The sequence below is a fragment of the Flavobacterium potami genome (genome assembly GCF_020026915.1).
Lineage (GTDB): Bacteria > Bacteroidota > Bacteroidia > Flavobacteriales > Flavobacteriaceae > Flavobacterium > Flavobacterium potami.
The window spans coordinates 58,863-78,195 of record NZ_JAINUY010000010.1 but is presented as its reverse complement, the minus strand read 5'-3'; the positions used below and the strand labels follow the sequence as shown (position 1 = coordinate 78,195).

The following is a 19,333-nucleotide window of genomic DNA, read 5'->3' as shown; positions in this document are numbered from 1 at the left end:
CCCATGTTTGGGATTAAAAAGAGATGTTTTAACTATAAAAAAAGCCTGATTTTAAATCAGGCTTTCTCTATTTGTCTTTAATTTTTATGAATAAGATTTTCAATATCAATTTTTGAAATTTCGGGATTTGCACCTGCCGATCCTGCGACCAAAGCACCAGTTGCACAGGCAAAATCCAGCGCTTTTTGAGGTTCAACCTCTGTTAAAAGCGAAGTAATCAAAGCACCTAAAAACGAATCTCCAGCACCGACTGTATCTTCTACTTTTACGCTGTAACCTTTATTTGCATAAAGATGTTTATCCCAAAGTAATACAGCGCCATCTTTACCTCTTGTAATACAAATTGCAGTTGCATTGGTAAGCGAACAAATAAAATTTATATTTTCTTCTAAAGAAGTATAAGGAGAATCTAAAGCAGCACTTATTTCGGCCAGTTCTTCATCATTAAATTTGATGAAATTGGCAAACTGCATCAATTCTAATAAAAGTTCGTAATCGTAATGCGGCTTTCTTAAATTGACATCAAACACTTTGTAAGCGTGTGTGTTGAGTAATTCTTCGAGTGCATGTCTTGAAACTTCATCGCGACAGACCAAACTGCCATATATTAAAACATCAGCGTTGACAACTAGTTCTCTGGCTTCTTCGGTAAGTACAATTTTATCCCAGGCCGAAGGATATAGAATTTCGTAAGTGGCAGATTTATTTTCGTCTAAAGTAACATTTACCAATCCGGTTGGAAAATGATCAGATTTTAGAATGGTTTCCGTTTCTAAACCTAATTTTTTTACTTCATTTATAATAGCTTCTCCATCTTCATCTTCACCAACACAGCTAATCATATCCGATTCTACACCAAGGGCTTTCATACGAAGTGCAACATTTAGCGGAGCTCCGCCAATTCTTTTTTCATGATCAAAAATATCCCACAATACTTCTCCGAAAGCGACAGCTTTTAGTTGTTTGTTGTTACTCATGTAGTTTTGTTTTATAATTTATAATTTGGGGCTTGTAAATTTAAACTCAATCCATAAAAATAAAAAACATTAGTGGTTTCTGCAACCCAATTGTAAGATTCATAACAATCTATTCACTTTAAAAAGTATAAAATTTTGATTTATATTTGTTTAAACAGTAATCTTTTTTTTATAAAATTATAAGTTATAAGATGATAAAGTGGGTTAAAATTGCAATAGGATGTTTATTTATTAGTGGTTTTATTTACACTGCAAACTTATATTTCAATTATAAAGCCAACTCGTATTTAGGTATTTATGGAGGAGAATTGAATCATTATAAAAATGATTTTGTACTAATTGTAAACAACCAAAATATTGATACGCTAAATGTCAATATTCCTTCTCCATTTTCTAAAGGATTTAATTTTCTTTGGGAAGAAACGTAGTTCAACTGATTAGTACAGATGCTAAAATTAAATTCGAAAAAGAGATTTATTTTTACGGATTGTTTTCTTTTAATGTAATTGAAGTTACTTCTGAAAAATTTATTTTTAACCGGACAGATACTGTTCCTGTTTCCGAATAAAATTTTACTTTAGAAAAAAAATAAAAATTGAAACCGAAATGAGATTGCTTTATAAAGTTGCTGATAAAGAAATTCTAAAAGTTAGAAATGAAATTTTTAAAGAAGTTGGAATTCCTTCTTTATTAGAGAATGGTTTTGAATTTTCACCATTTAAAACTTCGTGGCATGGTCAATATGACAAAAGTAGCCGCGGCTATATTTATGATTTTTGTAGATTATCTCCAAAAAATAATTTAGAACAAATTTCGGTCTATATTTTTGGAAGCGAAAAATGGATTCAAATTTATTTGAATATTTATGAACTTTCTCCTTCTTTAGATTCATTGGCAATTTTAAAAGATTCTGAAGGATTGGAATTTGGCACTCCAAACAAGATTTCAACCAGGATGAGATTGAGGGTCGATGATTATAAAGGTCCTCCATTATTTTATATGCTATTTTTACCAGAACACAAACTTGGAAAGTTTTATACCAAAGATGGATATTTTAATAAAGTCAAGAAACTAAAAAAGTTAATTGAGACAGATATGAAAAATATCGATTGTTTTGTAAAAAGATGGCACGAAAAGTTTGTTCCAAACAAAACAGATTGGGAAGGTAATTTACTAATTGAAGTTAGTAAATCATAAAAACGGAACTTTTTTAATTTCACTACAAATTTTTCTCCACTCATTACAAAATATAATTTTTCGCTTTTATTTTATAAAAAAAATAAATTTCAATGTTCTAAATTTGGTCATAATGCAAAAATTTACGACCATGGAAATCAATTTAATGTCAGAATCATTTTGGGGGAGCAAAAAGAAAATTTCTTTTTGGGAAAGATTATTTCGAAGAGATAAACCTGTTAATAAAGCACTGACAACACCAGAAATAATTGGTAAAAATTGTCAAGGCTTGCTGTTGAAAAACGAAAGTTTAAAATCATTTCTTTTTTCTACAGATATGGCACTAATAGAAAACAACGATGCCGATGCAATTTTGGCGGTTTATCCTTTTCCACCATCGCCGAAAATTATCAAAACGCTTATTGATTTTGCAGGAAAACCGATCGTCTGCGGCGTTGGAGGCGGGCAAACAAAGGGAAAGAAATCAATTGAAATGGCAATTTATGCCGAGCAAATGGGCGCACATGGAATCATTGTAAATGTTCCGTTTGAAAATAAAGACATCAAAAAAATAAGAGAAAAAATTGCATTACCCATTATAGCAACTGTTACTTCATCAGATTATAAATTTTTAAAAGGGAAAATTGATGCTGGAGTAACTGTTTTTCATGTTTCAGGAGGCTCTCACACTAGTAAAATAGTAAAAGAAATTAAAGATAAATTTCCAGATTTTCCTATAATGGCAACTGGTGGCAAAAATTTAGAAAGCATTCAAGAATCAATTGATTCTGGCTCTAGAGCGATTGTACTTTCTCCGCCTTCGAATAAAGATTTGTTTAAAACGGTAATGGAAAAATACAGAAAAACTTTTGGTAGTTAAGTTTCTGAGATTCTAAGATACTAAGTTTTTAAGCTAAAAGAAGCTGCCAAAAATTGGCAGCTTCTTTATTTATTTATTTATTTATTTATTAGGTTTTTTAATGATCATAGCCCACGGTTTCAACCGTGGGTACACAAACAGAAGAGATTCCCATTGCGAACCCACGGTTGAAACCGTGGGCTATGTTTGAATTAGATTAGATTAAAAATTTCCTGAAAATTATAGGAATAGCATTATTTCGTATGTTTGTTTTGTGGGATATTTTAAATATCATTTTTTTAAGAATAAATAGCTTTGTGAAATAGTATTAAACAGAAGTCAGAGAAAACGTAACGGATTTATGATCGAAAACACTGAAATAACAGAAATTCAAAAACAAATTTGTCATAAATACGGACTTAAGTTCGAACCTTGCGAATTACATCTAAAAGTTGGAATTTCATTAAATATAATTGAGAAAAACTACGAAATGCCAATTCACGCCCTAAGACTTCGTGTCGAAAATGGCACAAATGGTTGGTATATTTGGGCTGGAGACTATTCTGAAGATGATGATTTCTTTAAGCCTTTGCATGCTTCTCACTTAGAGGAATATTGTCCAGTACTTTTACCTTATTTAGGATTAGCGCCAGGAAGTAGATTTTTAATTGCAGAAAATGGCAATTATGTAGATGTGTGGGAAGATTTGTCGTTACTTGAATATAAATAGAAAAAGCCAAACACTTTAAATAAATCAATCGATGAAATGGAGCCTTGTCATTTTAATTTTCGTGTTAATTTCTTGTAATAAAAAGAATAATGATCCAATTATAACAGATGATAATTCAGCTAGTTATTTTCGAAGAAAACTCGAGAATAAAAAATTGATGGATAGTTTAAATGATCTTGTTTTGAGTAAAGGTGATACTTTAGCTTATAATGAATTAAAAGCGATTCATTATATAGGCGAACAAAAATTTACAGGCTTTCTTTATTATGCGATGATCATGTCAAATAAGTATAATTATAAAGTAGCATCTTTTGATGTCTATGATATTTTAACGATTGATAAGAAATTTTTAGACGAAAAAACTAAAAAGATTGCTGAAGAATATTTACAGAAAAGCAAATAATCTAAATCCCGCCATACCGTAATGTTGATCCTAAAACCAACATGGCAACGCCAATTGAAGTAACCGAAATAATAATCACAGCGATTCTTTTAATATTGGTTTCGTTCAAATTCGGAATCACATAAAATTGAGCACAAATAGCACAGATAAAAGTGCAGAAAAGCAGAATCAGTTTTATGGAAACTACTTTTTCGAATCCGCTTTTAAAAGCAAACCAAGTTTCCATTGTAACACCAAAATCGTACGCCATCCAGATTCCTGTAATAATTAATAAAGCCAATGAAGACATTCCGAGTGCTTCGAATTTCTTTTCAAAGTTTAAAATAATATGAGGATCTTTTTTCTTTAGAGCGGTTGGCAGATAGCAAATTGCAAGCAGCAAATGACCGCCGACCCAAATAGTAGCAGCCAAAAGATGGATTATCAAAACAAAATGATGTAAAATCATAATGTGTTTATTTTGAATTTATTACTACCTAAAAATAACCTTTATTTTTGGAGTAGAGAAGTTTTTATGCTGTATTTCCTTGTTGGAATGATCTAATTCTGAAAGCGTTGGCACATTATTCATAAAATGCTGCACATAATAATTACCCTCAAAATTTTTGGTTTGCAAATATTGAATCATCTTCACAAAATCATCTTCCGAAATTAAAGAGGAATGAAAAGTCGTGCGGACTTCAAACGGAATATTCGATTCAATTAAAAGAGAAAGGCTTTCTTCAAATTCAGAAAATAAGCCTGATTGCGTTAGGTGTTTAAAGGTATGAGGAAGACTTTTGAAATCTAACGCGACATAATCAATTAATCGATCATGAATCAGGCTGTTCAATATTTTTGGATTGGAACCGTTGGTATCTATTTTAACCGCAAATCCCATGGTTTTGATTTCTTTTATAAAATCAGTTATATTTTGGTGTAAAGTACATTCGCCACCGCTTAAAACTACACCGTCTAATAATCCTTTTCGGGTTTTTAGAAAATTCAAAACATTAGTAAAATCAATTTTTCCTTTTCCTAAAACAATGTCTGGATTATAGCAGTATAAACACCGCATGTTACAGCCCGCAAACCACACGATGCAGGCTGTTTTATGCGGATAATCTAATAAAGTAAAAGGCGTGAGGCTAAATATTCCCTTAATAGATAATGGTTTCTTCGAAATGTTTACGTTGTTGGTGTTCCCCTTTTTTTCCAATGTTAAAACTTTCTACAGGTCTGTGATAACCCATTACACGTGTATAAACCAAACATTTGCTTCTTTCGGTTTTGTTTTCTGATAGAATTTTATGCGTTTTTGTTTTCATAAGCCAAGTGTTTTTGATTGTTTTTATTGAGTAAAATCTCGTCGCATTTTGGGCAATATTCATGTTCTCCATTTAAATAACCATGAATAGGGCAAATGCTAAAAATGGGGGTTACGGTGATGTATGGCAGTTTGAAGTTGGTTAAAACTTTCTTTACGAAGTTTTTACAAGCTTCTGGGCTGCTTATTTTTTCTCTCATATAAAGATGCAGAACTGTACCGCCAGTATATTTGCATTGCAATTCGTCCTGAAGCAGTAAAGCTTCAAAAGGATCGTCGGTATGATCTACAGGAATTTGTGAACTATTGGTGTAATAAATATTTTCATTTTGTCCCGCTTGTATAATCTCAGGAAAACGTTTTTTGTCTTCTTTGGCAAAACGGTAGGTTGTACCTTCGGCTGGAGTGGCTTCCAGATTGTAAAGATTTCCCGTTTCTTCCTGAAATTCTTTCATTCTTAAACGAATATGATCCAGAATTTCTGTAGCAAAATGAATTCCTGAACTAGACGTAATATCCTGTTTTCCTTCAGAAAAATTAATCACCATTTCGTTCATTCCGTTTACACCGATTGTAGAAAAGTGATTTCTAAAATGTTCTAGATAACGTTTGGTGTACGGATAAAGTCCGCGGTCGTACATTTTTTGAATGAACTTTCTTTTCTTTTCCAAAGTCGATTTAGCGATTTTAAGTAATTCATCTAAATGAGCAAACAAGTTGAGAATATTTCCTCTGTGAAGATACCCCAAACGTGCCATATTAATTGTAACTACACCAATGCTTCCGGTCATTTCGGCGCTTCCAAAAAGCCCGTTTCCTCGTTTTAAAAGTTCTCTTAAATCCAATTGCAAGCGACAGCACATGCTTCGAACTGCGTTGGGTTTGTAAGCTTCAGGATTTTCGATTCGATTTCCTTTTTCATCCAAAATATATTGACTTCCAATAAAATTCTGGAAATAAGAAGAACCAATTTTAGCGGTGTTTTCAAACAACAAATCAACATTTTCGCCTTGCCAGTCAAAATCTTCTGTAATATTCACAGTCGGAATCGGAAAAGTAAACGGTTGTCCGTTGGCATCTCCTTCGGTCATAATCGTATAATAGGCCTTATTGATGAGGTTCATTTCTTTTTGAAAATCAGCATATTTTAAATCTATTAATTTAGTTGCGCCTCTCTTTTTGGCTTCCAAAATCAGATTTTCATTACCCACATTTAAAAATAAATGTTGATCATTTCTTGTCGGAATCTGTCCTTTCAAATCTTCAGGAACATTCCAATCCAAAGTAATATTCGTAAAAGGTGATTGCCCCCAACGAGCGGGTACATTCAGATTGTAAACAAAACTTCTAATTGCTTTTAAAACCTCCTCATAAGAAAGCTGATCTTTAAAAACATAAGGCGCCAAATAAGTATCAAAAGAACTGAAGGCTTGAGCACCAGCCCATTCGCTTTGCAAAATTCCCAGAAAATTAGCCATTTGCCCCAAAGCTTCTCTAAAATGAGAAGGAGGTCTGCTCTCGACACGTCCTCGAACGCCATTAAAACCTTCATTTAATAGCACTCGTAGGCTCCAACCAGCGCAGTATCCGGTAAGACAATCCAAATCATGAATGTGTATGTCGCCATTCCTATGAGCAGAACCTTCTTCTTTAGTGTATATTTTATCCAGCCAATAATTGGCAATTATTTTTCCTGCGGTATTGCTGACCAGTCCGGCGTTCGAATACGAAATATTCGCGTTGGCATTAATACGCCAGTCGGACTGATTGATGTATTCTTCAACAGTTTGTGTACTGTCAATATAGGTGGTATCATCGTTTAAACCGTCTACATGTTCACGTTGTAATTTTCTGGTATGGCGGTAAATAATAAAGGAACGCATGGTCTGGAAATAGCCATTTTCAAAAAGCACTCTTTCAATCATGTCCTGAATTTCTTCTACAGGCCAAGAATATTTAACCTCCAAACCAGAAAGTACAATTTTGTAGATTCTTTTATCTAAAGGTTTATTGACGCTTTGAAAAGCTTTTTGAATGGCATCCTGAATTTTATAAGCTTCGAAAGGCTTATAATCTCCATTGCGTTTGATTACATATTTTTCCATCATAAATGTGTTTACAGTACTTTTTCAAAAGTTTTTTCCAGTTCGATTGCTTTCGGAAATAAGGTATTATTCTCTAAATGAATATGTTTTCGTAAATCTTTTTCAAATTCTTCCAGCATGGCAAAAGCCACTTTATACGTATTACAAGATTCGGTTGGTGGTGTATAATTGTTGGTTAAGGCTGCAATTCTTCTAAAGCGCTCACTTGTTGTTTCATGATCCTCTTTCAAAGTTGCAATCGGATTTTCGATGCTTAAAAAAGGAGGCGTATCTAAATCAGTTCCTTTGCTTTGTGCATTTTTCATTTTTATAATGAAAGGAAAAACAACCATTTCTTCTCGTTTCATATGAGCGGTTAAGTCCAAAAATGACTTAGAGAAAATTGTATGAATTTCATGCAATTCAGGATGTATTGGTCCATGAACACCAGCTAATTTGGTTAAATACTGAAGGATAACGGGGCCTTTTTCTTCAATATAACGATGATGTGTTTTGGTGAGATAATCTGCAATTACATCAACAGGCCATGTTTTATAATCAAAAGATTGATTGGCTGTGTTTCTTTTGGCATCTCGAATGTATTCTATTAAAACAATTTCGTCGATATCTCTTTTTTTGCAGACTTCTTGAATAGTTCGATAGCCTTTGCAGCAAAAATCAATGTGGTATTTGGTAAAAACAGCTGCTGTTCTGAAATCATCTGCTACGATTTCGCCAATGGTACTTTTATTTGATAGTTTCATAATGGGAGGTATAGATTAATTTTTGGTTCAGCACATTTGTTTGTTTGCCGCTTCTTTACATTGTTTGATAATGATTAGAGACGTCGCAATCATATTTGAAAATTCTATAAACGGAATTGTAATTTCATGATCTTTGACTAATGCAATGGCGCTGTTATTAAGCAGTTTGATTTTTTCAAAAGCCAAATCGGCATCACGTTCTTCGCTCGTATAAAAAGCCGTTACCAGTTTTTGCAATTCATTTTTTAGAATGTTAAAAGCATAATAATCATTGGTTTGTTCTGCTTTAGGAAACTTCGGAATTAATATTTTGTTCGAAAAAGTAAATTCGGCAATAGTTCGGTCTACATTTTCTGAAGCCTGATGCGCAAAAACCAAAGCTTCTAAAAGAGAATTGGAAGCCAGACGGTTTTTTCCATGCAAACCTGTCCTTGCACATTCACCCACAGCGTAAAGATTTTTTATAGAAGTCGCACCATTTTCATCTACTTTTATTCCACCACATTGATAATGAGCCGCTGGAACAACCGGTATTAAATCTTTTTCTGGTTTTATTCCTAATTCATTACAGTGTGCGGCAATTACAGGAAAATGAGCATAAAATTCAGCCGCATTCAAATGGCGACAATCTAGATAAACATGATCTTTTCCGCTCAATTGAAGTTCTTTACTGATCGCATTTGAAACCATATCACGAGTCGCCAATTCGCCTCGAATATCATATTTGAATAAAAATCGTTTTCCGTCTTCGTTTACGATATGAGCGCCAAAACCTCTAACAGCTTCAGAAATTAAAAACAGCGGATTCTTTTTTCCAGTAAATAAAGCCGTCGGATGAAACTGTATATATTGCATGTCAACAATTTCTGCTCCTGCGCGTGCTGCCATTGCTATTCCGTCTCCCGTTGCAATTTTTGGATTCGTCGTATTTTCAAAAAGCTGACCACATCCGCCTGTACTTAAAACCACAGATCTGGTTCTGATGTATTTTATTCTATTGTGTTTTTTTTCATAAAAAAATGCTCCGGTACAGATTGTTTTATTCCGCTTTACTTCTGTATTCAGGTCAATCACCAGATGGTTTTCTAAAAGTTCGATGTTTGGCATTTTCCTGATGATTTTGAGCAGTTTTTGCTCAATTTCTAATCCGGAGCTGTCTTTATGATGTAATATTCTATGTTGCGAATGCCCGCCTTCTAAACCTAAATCCCATTGTCCTTTTTCATTTTTATCGAAAGAAGTTCCAATTTCTATTAATTCCTGAAGTCTTTCTGGGGCTTGTTTAATTACCATATTGACAATTTCCTTATCACACAATCCGCCTCCTGAACGAAGCGTATCATGAATGTGTTTGCTAAAACTGTCTTTTATAAGGTCAGTCACCACAGCAATTCCGCCTTGAGCGAGTTGTGTATTGGTATTTTGAGCACTTTCTTTCGTCATTATAACAATAGATAAATCTGGGCGTTTTTTTGCTGTTTTCATGGCAAAAAATAATCCCGAAATACCAGAACCGATGATCAATATATCTGTTTTAAGCATGTTATTTTGATTTTAGCGTTATTGCATTTATGATAATTCAAGCATTCTTTCAATTGGTTTTAAAGCTTCCATTCTGAGCTCTTCGGTAATCTTCATTTCCGGATTTTCATATTTAAGGCATCTGTACAATTTTTCGAGCGTATTCATTTTCATGAAAGCACATTCGCTGCAGGCACAACTGTTGTCTTCTGTGGAAGGAGCCGGAATCAACGTCTTATCAGGTACCGCTTTAGAAAGCTCATGCAGGATACCGGCTTCTGTAGCCACAATGAAAACGGAAGCAGGATCCGTTTTAATAAAATTAATTATGCCCGATGTAGAACCGATGTAATGTGCCACTTTCAAAATATGACTTTCAGATTCTGGATGCGCTGCTATTTTGGCATTCGGGTTCTTATTATAGATTTCAATCAATTTGTCTAATGAAAAGGCTTCGTGCACAATGCAAGAGCCCTTCCATAAGACGAGGTCACGTTTGGTTTCTTTTTTGAGATAATTACCTAAATTCTCATCCGGAGCAAATATGATTTTTTGTTCTTCGGGAATAGACCCGATTATTTTTTTGGCATTCGCCGAAGTACAAACCAAATCGCTCATGGCTTTTATTTCGGCAGAACAATTAATATATGTCACTACAACATGATCGGGATATTGCTCTTTAAACAACTTAAAATCTTTTGGATCACAACCGTCAGCCAACGAACAGCCAGCCTCCCAATCTGGAAGTAATACTTTTTTGTTTGGGTTTAAAATCTTAGCCGTTTCTGCCATAAAATGAACTCCCGCAAAAACAATAACATCGGCATTGGTATGTTGCGCTTTTTTAGATAATTCAAGACTGTCTCCGATAAAATCTGCTATTTCCTGAATTTCCTCATTCTGGTAATAATGAGCCAGGATAACAGCATTTTTTTCTTGTTTTAATCGGATGATTTCCTGTATTAAAAAGTTCTTGTCCATTTTTTGGTTTTAATTTCTTTCTGCATTTTATTACAGAAATAATTTTTGGTATTGATTTAGTATGTTTTGAAATGCTTTAAAGCATATAATTTTTAATAGGGTAAATGTATCATCATCATTTCTTTCAAAACATGATTCAAATCATACTGTTGAATATTTATTTTTTTATATTATGCGATGAATAAGTCTGAAATATCTATTCAAAGAAAAAGCCTGAAAAAAGAGAATTGAATCTCTTCTTTCAGGCTTTAATTTTTGGAAGTTGGATAATCTATTTTACGTCTACTAAGACAAGAGTAACTCTTCTATTAAGAGGTTTATTCTCTGCTGGAGTATTTGGAACCAAAGGTTCGTTTTGTCCTTTTGAGAATAAATGCATACGGTTCGATTCAATTCCTTTGTTTTTTAGATAATCGGCAACAGCTTGTGCTCTCTGCATTCCGATTTCTAAATTTCTTGCTTCAGTTCCAATATCACAAGTATATCCTGTAATATTTAAATCAGTGTCTTTATTTGATTTTAGAATTTTTGCAATTTCATCTAATCGAACAGAAAGTTCAGGAGTTACACTGGTATTACCAATTTCTTCGAAGGCAAGAGGTTGTTTTTCAATGTAATTTCTCTCCGTTACAGTCAGTTCAGTTTTCTGCGGAACTGCTTCAACAGCTTTTTGCTTTGATACAGGTGCTTCTTGAACTGGCGCCTCAGTTTGAGCTACAGTTTCTGTTATTGGTTGTACTGGCTGTTGTTTGTCTTTTGCTAAAGAAAAACCTAATTTTAGCTGAATTCCTGCAGATAGATAACGACTTTCTTGTATTATTTTTTTATTTCCAGTTGTACCATTTGCCTGAATATTATCAATTCCGTTTGGATCATATGCAACGATATTAAGATCTGGAATATCTTTTGCTAAATTGGACAAACCATAATCGATATAAACACCTGTGTAAAGTTGCGTCTTTTCTTTTATTTTGAAAGTAAGACCAGTTTCTGCACTTAATAAAAAGGAAGGCTCCAGATTTACTGTTGTTTTATCCTGCCAGTTTGATACACTACCAAATCCGTGAGTTGGTAGGTCATCGATTAGTAAGTTTAGATCTGGATAATAACCGCTCAATTGTAATTCAGACGCAGAAGCTTTTACAGTTTGTTTTCCTGGAAAGAGAATTTTTCCTCCAATTCCCAGATACCATTGTGTTTGTGAAGCAAAAGCTGTTCTGTACTGTAAAAGAAGCGGAATAGCTGCCGATATAAAATGCTGTTCTTCTTTGTATTTTGTCGGTGTTACACGATACTCAAATGCAGAAGTCTGGTCATCAATTTCATAAGTAGAAATTGTATTTCCATCATTAAGCTCAAATGTATTTTGATTGTAAACAACATCAATACCAGTTGAAATTCCCCAGTTTTTGCTAAAGAAATAAGTGTATCCAAGACCAATTCCTCCGCCAAATTTTAGTTTACCGTTTCCAATAGTACTATCATATAGAATTCCAGAAGGTCCTCCATTGATTTTTACATTAAATTCCTGCGCTTTTATGGTGACATTAAACAATACTAGGATTGCTAAGGTGATTTTAATTTTCATTTTTTTCATTTTAAAATAAATCCCATTTTTATTTAACCAATAAGTTGATTGTTTTTTTCTGACCATTGCTCAGAGAAAGAACTACAACATATATAGCCGACTGAGAAGGAGCGATGATTTGGTTTTGAGGTTTTGCATTCGTAATAGTTTGGACTAATTTTCCTGAAACATCAAAAATTGTAATCTCGGATCCACTTAGTTGAGATTCGCTAAAATCACATTCTAAAGTAAATTCATTTAATGGTCTAACTGGGTTAGGATGAATTTTTAAACTTTTTGAAAAAGCAGTACCTGTTATTTCAACTGGACAAGATTTAATTGAATTTCCATTTTTGTCTGTTGCAACAACAAAATAAGAACCATTTATAGCTTGATTTTCGTTGTAATACTGACGCGTTGCACCAGAAACTGGATTTCCATTTTTGTACCATTGCCAAGCAACGAAATTATTAGATTTATTATCAAATAAAAGAACATCTGCCCATTGCTGTACTATAAGTCCAGCTTGGCTAATTTCAATTGGTTTAATGACAACAACAGCAGCATTATAATTTTGATCTCCATTTTGTGAGGCTGTAATTGTTGTACTGCCTGAATTCAAAATAGTAAGATCATTTCCAGCTATTGTTCCTATTTGAGGATTTGCTATAGTATAAGAAATTGGTAATCCGCTGTTACTTGATGCGGTTAACACTATTTCTGTCGAATCATCACAACCATATTCTAAAACTTGATTCCAAGTAATCACCTGATTGGCTTTGGTAATTTCAAATTCTGCTCCTGTAAAAACAATAGTATAATTTGAGCCAGAATTTAAAGTTCCTAGTATAATGTTATATTTTCCAACATTTTCTCCTGCTTCTCTAGAAAGCTGACCAGTAATAACAGCGTTTGTATCACTATTTGTAAAACCTGTTGCTGTATAAGTAAATACTGGATCTGCAGTGTTGTATACTTTAGTTTGTGCGTTAGCAATGACAGTAAGTGTTTTTGCTGTAATTGTTAATTTATCACTGGTGTAGTTGATAATATAATTATTACCTGCGCTAATTGTACCTTGATTGATAGTATAATTACCAGTGTTTTCACCAGCTGCTCGTGTTAACGAACCGGTTATAATGCTTGTATTATCTCCATTTTCAAAACCATTTGCAACATAAGTAAGGGTTGGATCTGTTGAACCATACACTTTAGTTTGAGCATTTGCAATAACAGTAATTGCCTTTGGAGTAATAGTCAGCTTATCGGCTGTATAGATGATATTATAATTATTGTTTGCACTTAATGTACCTTGATTAATGGTGTAAGTACCAATATTTTCTCCATCTACTCTTGTTAAAGTCCCTGTGATAATGCTTGTATTATCTCCATTTTCAAAACCATTTGCAGCATAAGTAAGTGCTGGATCTGTTGAACCATACACTTTAGTTTGAGCATTTGCAATAACAGTAATTGCCTTTGGAGTAATAGTCAGCTTATCGCTTGTATAGATGATATTATAATTATTGTTTGCACTTAGTGTACCTTGATTAATGGTGTACGTACCAACATTTTCACCGTCGACTCTTGTTAATTTACCACCTAGGATGTTAGCGTCATCTGTATTAACAAAACCATTTGCAACATAAGTAAGTGCTGGATCTGACGAACCGTATACTTTAGTTTGAGAATTTGCGATGATGCTAAGTGATGCTTTGTTGATCACAAGATTTGCAGTAAGAACCACTGGAGAACAGTGTGGAGATGTTGAAGCTGGTGTAATTGTGGCTGTAATGGTATAAGTTCCCACATTTACAACTCCATTGTTTCCTGAATAGGATACCGATGCTCCTGTTGGCAAGTTAGCGACCTCAATTGAATGCGGATTTCCATCATAAGTAAATTCAGCATTGCTAAAAGTTACTGCATTAATAGGAGATCCAAGAACTTTTACAGTCTGAGGCTGCATTGTTGTATTGCCATTGCCATCATCATATTTCCAAGTAATTGTATAGGTACCAGGAGTATTATAATTTAAAGTATCAGTTGTTGTCCCGTTTACAGCTCCCACGCAATTGTCTATTGCTGTAGGAATGGTAATTTGAGAGGCTAAAACAGCACAATAGTTTGTAATCTCTGGTAATACGGCTACACTAGGAATTGGTGCTGTTACATCAGGAGTTGTATTTATAGTAACAGTTTTTGTTATAAAGCATCCATTTTCATCTGTTATGATTGCCGTGTAAGTTCCAGGAGCTAATCCAGTTGCAGTGGAAGCCGTTCCTCCATAAGGAGCCCATGAATAGGTATAAGCACCAGTTCCGCCAACAGCATTTATGGTTGCAGTTCCGTCACTAGCACCAAGACAAGTAACATCTGTTTTTTCTGCCGTTGCATTAAGTAAATCAGGTTGACTTATTAGAACGTTTGCTGTGGTCTGACATAAGTTAGCATCTTTTATTGTAACAATATAGTTTCCTGCAGTAAGGCCAGATGCTGTTGCAGCAGTTCCTCCAAAAGGTGCCCATGAATACGTATAAGCTCCAGTTCCTCCCGTAACGTTTACCGTTGCAGATCCGTTGGAACCACCATTGCAAGATACGTCAGTTTTGGTTATTGATGGTGTAAGTGCAGCAGGTTGTGTGATTATATAATTTTCTGTTTTGACACATTCGTTAGCATCTTTTACCGTTACTGTATAAGTTCCGGCAGCAAGACCAGTTGCTGTTGCAGCAGTTCCTCCAGAGGGTGCCCACTTATAAGTATAAGAACCAGTTCCTCCAGTTACAGCTACAGACAAAGATCCGTTAGTTCCGTTAAAGCAACTAGCATTAGTTTGTCCAGTTTTAGTGATAACAATTGCAGGTGGTTCAGTGATCGTAAAGTTCTTTACAATAGAACATCCATTACCAGCTGTTATAGTTACAGAGTAATTTCCTGCTGCAAGGTTCGTAGCTGTATCTCCATTTCCTCCAGAAGGAGACCAAACGTAAGTAAATGGTCCAGGTGCTCCAGATGGAACTACAGATGCGGATCCAGTACTTGATCCATTACATAATAAGTCTGTTTGACGAGTACTAGCAACTAACGTATTAGTTGTAGTTATTGTGAAATTTTTAGTAATAGTACAACCATTGCCATCTGTAATACGACAGCTATAATTACCAGCAGCTAAATTAGTGACAGTTGATGTAGTAGCACCTCCAGGAGTCCACAAGTAAGAATAAGCTCCTACACCTCCAGATGCTGAAACGCTAGCTTCGCCACCAACAGAACAAGTAGCATTTGTTTGAGAAGGATATGCGTCTAATGTAGGAGGTTGGCCAACAAGAATGTTTCTTGTTATTGAACAGCCATTAGCATCTGTAATTAAACAGCTATAATTTCCCGTTGCTAACCCAGTAGCAGTTGCTGCAGTACCTCCAGAGGGAGACCATACGTAAGTGTATGTATTGCTTCCTCCAGTAGCTTTTACTGTAGCAGTTCCTGTAGCAGTATTTGCACAAAGAACATCTGTTTTTGATATCGAAGCATCTAGAATTGTTGGTTGTGTAATAGTAAAACTTTGTATAGCGTGACAATTATTAGCGTCAGTTACGGTTACAGTATATGTTCCTGCTATTAATCCTGAAGCTGTAGCAGCAGTTCCACCCATAGGAGCCCAAGAATAGGTATAAGCACTGGTTCCTCCGGTTACATTTACTGTTGCAGAACCATTAGTACCTCCATTACAAGAAACATTGGTTTGTGAACCAAAACTTGCTACTAAAGCTGTTGGCTGAGTAATAGTGAAATCTTGTGTAGTTTGGCATAAATTAGCATCTTTCACGGTTACTGTATAAGTTCCTGCACTTAAACCTGTAGCAGTTGCATTAGTTCCTCCATACGGAGCCCAAGAATAAGTATATGCACCTGTTCCTCCTATAACTTTTACAGTTGCAGTACCATTTGCTCCTTGGTTACATGAAACATTATTTTGTGAACCAAAACTTGCTTCTAGAGCAGATGACGGTTCAATAATAGTAAAGCTTTGTGTAGTTTGGCATAAATTAGCATCTTTCACAGTTACTGTATAAGTACCGGCAGTAAGACCTGTGGCCGTTGCATTAGTTCCACCATAAGGAGCCCAAGAATAAGTATAATCACCAGTTCCTCCTGTAACAATTACAGTTGCTTGTCCTGTTGAATAACCTTTACATTTTACATTTGTAATTGCACCTGGAGAAGCTGTTAGTGCTGATGCCGGCTCTGTAATGGTAAACGTTTGGGTCGTTTGACATAAATTAGCATCTCTAACAGTTACGGTGTAGGTTCCAGCAGTAAGATTTGAGACGGTTGCACCAGTACCAACAAATGGCGACCATGAATAAGTATATGATGGACTACCACCTGTAACACTAACTGTTGCAGATCCTGTAGCTGCTCCTCGACATAAAATATTGGTTTGTGCAGAGGCCGTAGCAATTAAAGGATCAGTTGGTTGTGTAATAGTAAAATCTTGTTTAGTCTCGCAACCATAAAAATCTTTTACAGTAACAGTATAGTCACCAGCTGTAAGGGCTGTTGCAGTTGCAGCAGTTCCTCCAAATGGCGCCCAAGAATATGTATAAGAAGGAGTACCTCCAGTTACGTTAACTGTTGCAGTACCATTTGAACCGCCATTACAGCTTACATTTTTAACGGTACCAGCAGTAGCTATTAAGCGAGGAAATTCAGTTATTGTGAAATTGAATACTTTTTCGCAAACAGCATCTTTTACAGTTACACTGTAGTCACCTGCGATTAAATTGGTAATCGAAGAAGTCGTTGCTCCATTTGACCACAGATAAGTATAAGTTCCTACACCTCCCGTAGGATTAACAGTTAAGTTACCAGTATTACCTCCATTACAGGCAATATTGGTTTGCACTGTAGCTGCAGCTATATTAGATATCCATAATGTAGCCTCGGAACTTGCAATTGATGGCGTACAGTTTCCTGAAGCCACTAGACGATATTGCGTGTTATTTAAAGCAGAGGTTGCCCCTGTTACAGTAAGAGTAGTCGTAGTAGTGCCTGAGTATACACCTCCTTCTAAAATATCATTGAATTGTACTCCTTGTTTTATCTGCCATTTATAACTTGTAGCATTAGAAACAGCGGCTGTAAAAGTCGCATTTGAGTTATTGCAAATAGAAACGTCGGTTGGATTTGTATCAATAGTGGTAATAGGAGTAACACTTCCTGTAACTGCTACAGTTTTAGGCGGTATATTATTTGATGATAAGGTAATATATCCTAAAGGACTACCTGTAGCTGTGTTTGAAAGCCTTACAAAAATAGACCTAGTACTTATATAACCACTTGTAGGGGTTAGTGAAATGCTGCTTCCATAAGTTCCTCCTGAAGATGTAGCAACCTCAAATCCTGATGGAGCAGAGATAAGCAAGTTAGCAGTTAAACCTTCTCCATTTACAGTGAAATTTTGTGGTGTGGGTGTTGTTCCCTCACAAGATGTAAAATTGTTTAAAGAACTAGTAGATACAATAATGCCTGGCGGTTGAGTTATTTTTACTTCTTGAGTTGCACTACAACCTCCCAGACCATTTGGTGTGCTGTCGGTAATAGTTACGAAATAAGTTCCAGCAGATAGACCAGTTGCCTCACGACCTGTTCCTCCTGTTGGTGACCAAGAATAAAAGTAGGGAGAAACACCTCCAGTAACAGAAATTCTTGCTGAACCATTAGACAAACCGTATATACTAACATTGGTTTGCGCTTCAATATAAGTCTCAATTTTTGCAGGTACAGTTAAAGTGGCTGCACTTGTATTTACAGTACATGAATTATTACTTACAGCACAATAGTACTTGTAACCACTCATGGTTGAATTTACATTCGATACACTTAATGTTCTTGTTGTAGCTCCAGAAAAAGCAGGCGATGAACCTCCATCCGTAACAGAGGTTATTACTCCAGATACATCTTGATACCATTGATAAGAATTCGCTCCTGTCGCAGTAACACTAAATGTCGTATTTGATCCTTGACATATCGTTTTGCTTGTTGGTGATTGGCTTATTGTAGGCCTTAAAGTTGTCGAATTTGTTACTGCCAAAGTAGCATTTGCTCCTGGTGATGTTAAAATTATATTGCCAGAATTATTTGAAGCACTTGAAGTTGTACGAACATATACGGGCATAGAAGTTATCGTTCCACCAGATTGAAGTAATGTGAGATTTGACGTAAAATTACTGCCTGAAGTTGTTGATACTTCGTAACCTGTTGGTGCAGTTACTGTGATATTGCCATTTAAATTTGAACCAGAAACAAGGAAAGACTGTTCTGCAGAGGGTACACCTGAGCATGAAGTAAATGTAGTGAAAGAACTACTTGTAGTGATTAGAGAAGTAACCTTTTCCCATCTCATTGCATCAAGTGCAACATATTCGAAAGTTCCAGTTGTAGTCACAACATATTCATCAATAATTGTATTTGAATTATCTGCACCACCATAAGTTGTAAAATCAATATTAGTGTAGCCGTTATTAGTCGAACTACTATTATTAAATCCCGAAGCTGAAGTAGCTGTAAAAACAACACTTCCATTTCGTTTTCCTTTAATAGTGCAAGATCCTGCTCCAGTACCTAAATCTGATTGTCTTAAAAGAAGATAGATTGATTTTAGTTTAAATAGTGAAGAACCACTACTTTTAATTGTAAATTCTACTGGAATACCTATATCTGCTGAATTTGAATTGTCAATAAATTTATTATCAGCAGTAGTTCCATTCCATCCTTTTGTTGCATAATTTGCTATAGCAAATGTTCCTCCAGTTTGACTTGTAATATTGAAAGACACACCATTGTCTGTGAAAACTGTCGAATTAGCAGTCTCGTCTTCAAATGTTTCAGTTGTTTGTGCAAAAATGGAGCTAGAAAAAAGGAATATAACAAATAGTATTGTGTATATTTTTTTCATTTTA

Annotated in this window: 16 protein-coding genes; 6 read left to right on the top strand and 10 right to left on the bottom strand. The window is 34.9% G+C overall.

Annotated elements, in window-relative coordinates; all coding sequences use genetic code 11:
• Window positions 1-77 precede the first annotated feature (77 nt).
• Window positions 78-977 carry a carbohydrate kinase family protein gene (locus K6T82_RS22925; protein WP_223711151.1) on the bottom strand — a complete coding sequence of 300 codons (900 nt, stop codon included), beginning with the start codon at window positions 975-977 and terminating at the stop codon, window positions 78-80.
• Window positions 978-1,168: 191 nt separating this feature from the next.
• Here K6T82_RS22925 and K6T82_RS22920 point away from each other — a divergent pair, with 191 nt between their 5' ends.
• The 6 genes from K6T82_RS22920 to K6T82_RS22895 all read left to right on the top strand — a co-directional run bounded on the left by K6T82_RS22920 (window position 1,169) and on the right by K6T82_RS22895 (window position 4,145).
• Complete coding sequence (locus tag K6T82_RS22920) at window positions 1,169-1,405, top strand: hypothetical protein (RefSeq protein ID WP_223711148.1); 237 nt, start codon at window positions 1,169-1,171, stop codon at window positions 1,403-1,405.
• On the top strand, window positions 1,390-1,545 hold the full coding sequence (locus K6T82_RS22915) for a hypothetical protein (protein ID WP_223711146.1): 156 nt from the start codon (window positions 1,390-1,392) through the stop codon (window positions 1,543-1,545). Before K6T82_RS22920 ends, K6T82_RS22915 begins: the two co-directional genes overlap by 16 nt.
• A 38-nt stretch (window positions 1,546-1,583) precedes the next feature.
• Window positions 1,584-2,174 carry a hypothetical protein gene (locus tag K6T82_RS22910; protein ID WP_223711144.1) on the top strand — a complete coding sequence of 197 codons (591 nt, stop codon included), beginning with the start codon at window positions 1,584-1,586 and terminating at the stop codon, window positions 2,172-2,174.
• A 112-nt stretch (window positions 2,175-2,286) separates the two neighbouring features.
• Complete coding sequence (locus tag K6T82_RS22905; protein ID WP_223711142.1) at window positions 2,287-3,033, top strand: hypothetical protein; 747 nt, start codon at window positions 2,287-2,289, stop codon at window positions 3,031-3,033.
• 340 nt (window positions 3,034-3,373) lie between these two features.
• On the top strand, window positions 3,374-3,742 hold the full coding sequence (locus tag K6T82_RS22900) for an immunity protein Imm33 domain-containing protein (RefSeq protein ID WP_223711139.1): 369 nt from the start codon (window positions 3,374-3,376) through the stop codon (window positions 3,740-3,742).
• A gap of 31 nt (window positions 3,743-3,773) precedes the next feature.
• Window positions 3,774-4,145, top strand: coding sequence for a hypothetical protein (locus K6T82_RS22895; RefSeq protein ID WP_223711137.1), 372 nt, complete (start codon window positions 3,774-3,776; stop codon window positions 4,143-4,145).
• A 1-nt stretch (window position 4,146) separates the two neighbouring features.
• Here the strand turns inward: K6T82_RS22895 and K6T82_RS22890 are convergent, their stop codons facing one another.
• The 9 genes from K6T82_RS22890 to K6T82_RS22855 all read right to left on the bottom strand — a co-directional run bounded on the left by K6T82_RS22890 (window position 4,147) and on the right by K6T82_RS22855 (window position 19,329).
• Window positions 4,147-4,593: a copper resistance protein CopD gene (locus K6T82_RS22890; RefSeq protein ID WP_223711135.1), complete on the bottom strand. Its 447-nt coding sequence runs from the start codon at window positions 4,591-4,593 to the stop codon at window positions 4,147-4,149.
• A gap of 24 nt (window positions 4,594-4,617) precedes the next feature.
• The gene (locus K6T82_RS22885) at window positions 4,618-5,280 is read right to left on the bottom strand and encodes an anaerobic ribonucleoside-triphosphate reductase activating protein (protein WP_420828333.1); all 663 of its coding nucleotides are present in this window, start codon (window positions 5,278-5,280) and stop codon (window positions 4,618-4,620) included.
• Between the two features lie 4 nt (window positions 5,281-5,284).
• The gene (gene nrdD, locus K6T82_RS24560; RefSeq protein ID WP_255596603.1) at window positions 5,285-5,452 is read right to left on the bottom strand and encodes an anaerobic ribonucleoside-triphosphate reductase; all 168 of its coding nucleotides are present in this window, start codon (window positions 5,450-5,452) and stop codon (window positions 5,285-5,287) included.
• A complete protein-coding gene (locus tag K6T82_RS22880) occupies window positions 5,433-7,556 on the bottom strand; it encodes a ribonucleoside triphosphate reductase (protein WP_255596602.1) in 2,124 nt (707 codons plus the stop codon). The genes nrdD and K6T82_RS22880 overlap by 20 nt, the downstream gene beginning before the upstream one ends.
• Before the next feature lie 11 nt (window positions 7,557-7,567).
• The gene (gene ric / locus K6T82_RS22875) at window positions 7,568-8,299 is read right to left on the bottom strand and encodes an iron-sulfur cluster repair di-iron protein (protein WP_223711130.1); all 732 of its coding nucleotides are present in this window, start codon (window positions 8,297-8,299) and stop codon (window positions 7,568-7,570) included.
• A gap of 27 nt (window positions 8,300-8,326) precedes the next feature.
• Window positions 8,327-9,841, bottom strand: a complete 1,515-nt coding sequence (gene nadB, locus K6T82_RS22870) for an L-aspartate oxidase (RefSeq protein ID WP_223711128.1) — start codon at window positions 9,839-9,841, stop codon at window positions 8,327-8,329.
• 27 nt (window positions 9,842-9,868) lie between these two features.
• Complete coding sequence (nadA, locus tag K6T82_RS22865) at window positions 9,869-10,801, bottom strand: quinolinate synthase NadA (RefSeq protein ID WP_223711126.1); 933 nt, start codon at window positions 10,799-10,801, stop codon at window positions 9,869-9,871.
• A 271-nt stretch (window positions 10,802-11,072) separates the two neighbouring features.
• On the bottom strand, window positions 11,073-12,389 hold the full coding sequence (locus tag K6T82_RS22860) for an OmpA family protein (RefSeq protein ID WP_223711123.1): 1,317 nt from the start codon (window positions 12,387-12,389) through the stop codon (window positions 11,073-11,075).
• 28 nt (window positions 12,390-12,417) lie between these two features.
• Window positions 12,418-19,329 (bottom strand): MBG domain-containing protein, encoded by a 6,912-nt coding sequence (locus K6T82_RS22855; RefSeq protein ID WP_223711120.1) that lies wholly within the window; start codon window positions 19,327-19,329, stop codon window positions 12,418-12,420.
• Window positions 19,330-19,333 lie beyond the last annotated feature (4 nt).

What these genes read in the sequence shown, in the direction of transcription:
- K6T82_RS22925 (WP_223711151.1), bottom strand. Translation starts at nt 977, where the DNA reads ATGAGTAACAACAAACAACTAAAAGCTGTCGCTTTCGGAGAAGTATTG.
- K6T82_RS22920 (WP_223711148.1), top strand. Translation starts at nt 1,169, where the DNA reads ATGATAAAGTGGGTTAAAATTGCAATAGGATGTTTATTTATTAGTGGT.
- K6T82_RS22910 (WP_223711144.1), top strand. Translation starts at nt 1,584, where the DNA reads ATGAGATTGCTTTATAAAGTTGCTGATAAAGAAATTCTAAAAGTTAGA.
- K6T82_RS22905 (WP_223711142.1), top strand. Translation starts at nt 2,287, where the DNA reads ATGCAAAAATTTACGACCATGGAAATCAATTTAATGTCAGAATCATTT.
- K6T82_RS22900 (WP_223711139.1), top strand. Translation starts at nt 3,374, where the DNA reads ATGATCGAAAACACTGAAATAACAGAAATTCAAAAACAAATTTGTCAT.
- K6T82_RS22895 (WP_223711137.1), top strand. Translation starts at nt 3,774, where the DNA reads ATGAAATGGAGCCTTGTCATTTTAATTTTCGTGTTAATTTCTTGTAAT.
- K6T82_RS22890 (WP_223711135.1), bottom strand. Translation starts at nt 4,593, where the DNA reads ATGATTTTACATCATTTTGTTTTGATAATCCATCTTTTGGCTGCTACT.
- nrdD (WP_255596603.1), bottom strand. Translation starts at nt 5,452, where the DNA reads ATGAAAACAAAAACGCATAAAATTCTATCAGAAAACAAAACCGAAAGA.
- K6T82_RS22880 (WP_255596602.1), bottom strand. Translation starts at nt 7,556, where the DNA reads ATGGAAAAATATGTAATCAAACGCAATGGAGATTATAAGCCTTTCGAA.
- ric (WP_223711130.1), bottom strand. Translation starts at nt 8,299, where the DNA reads ATGAAACTATCAAATAAAAGTACCATTGGCGAAATCGTAGCAGATGAT.
- nadB (WP_223711128.1), bottom strand. Translation starts at nt 9,841, where the DNA reads ATGCTTAAAACAGATATATTGATCATCGGTTCTGGTATTTCGGGATTA.
- nadA (WP_223711126.1), bottom strand. Translation starts at nt 10,801, where the DNA reads ATGGACAAGAACTTTTTAATACAGGAAATCATCCGATTAAAACAAGAA.
- K6T82_RS22860 (WP_223711123.1), bottom strand. Translation starts at nt 12,389, where the DNA reads ATGAAAATTAAAATCACCTTAGCAATCCTAGTATTGTTTAATGTCACC.
- K6T82_RS22855 (WP_223711120.1), bottom strand. Translation starts at nt 19,329, where the DNA reads ATGAAAAAAATATACACAATACTATTTGTTATATTCCTTTTTTCTAGC.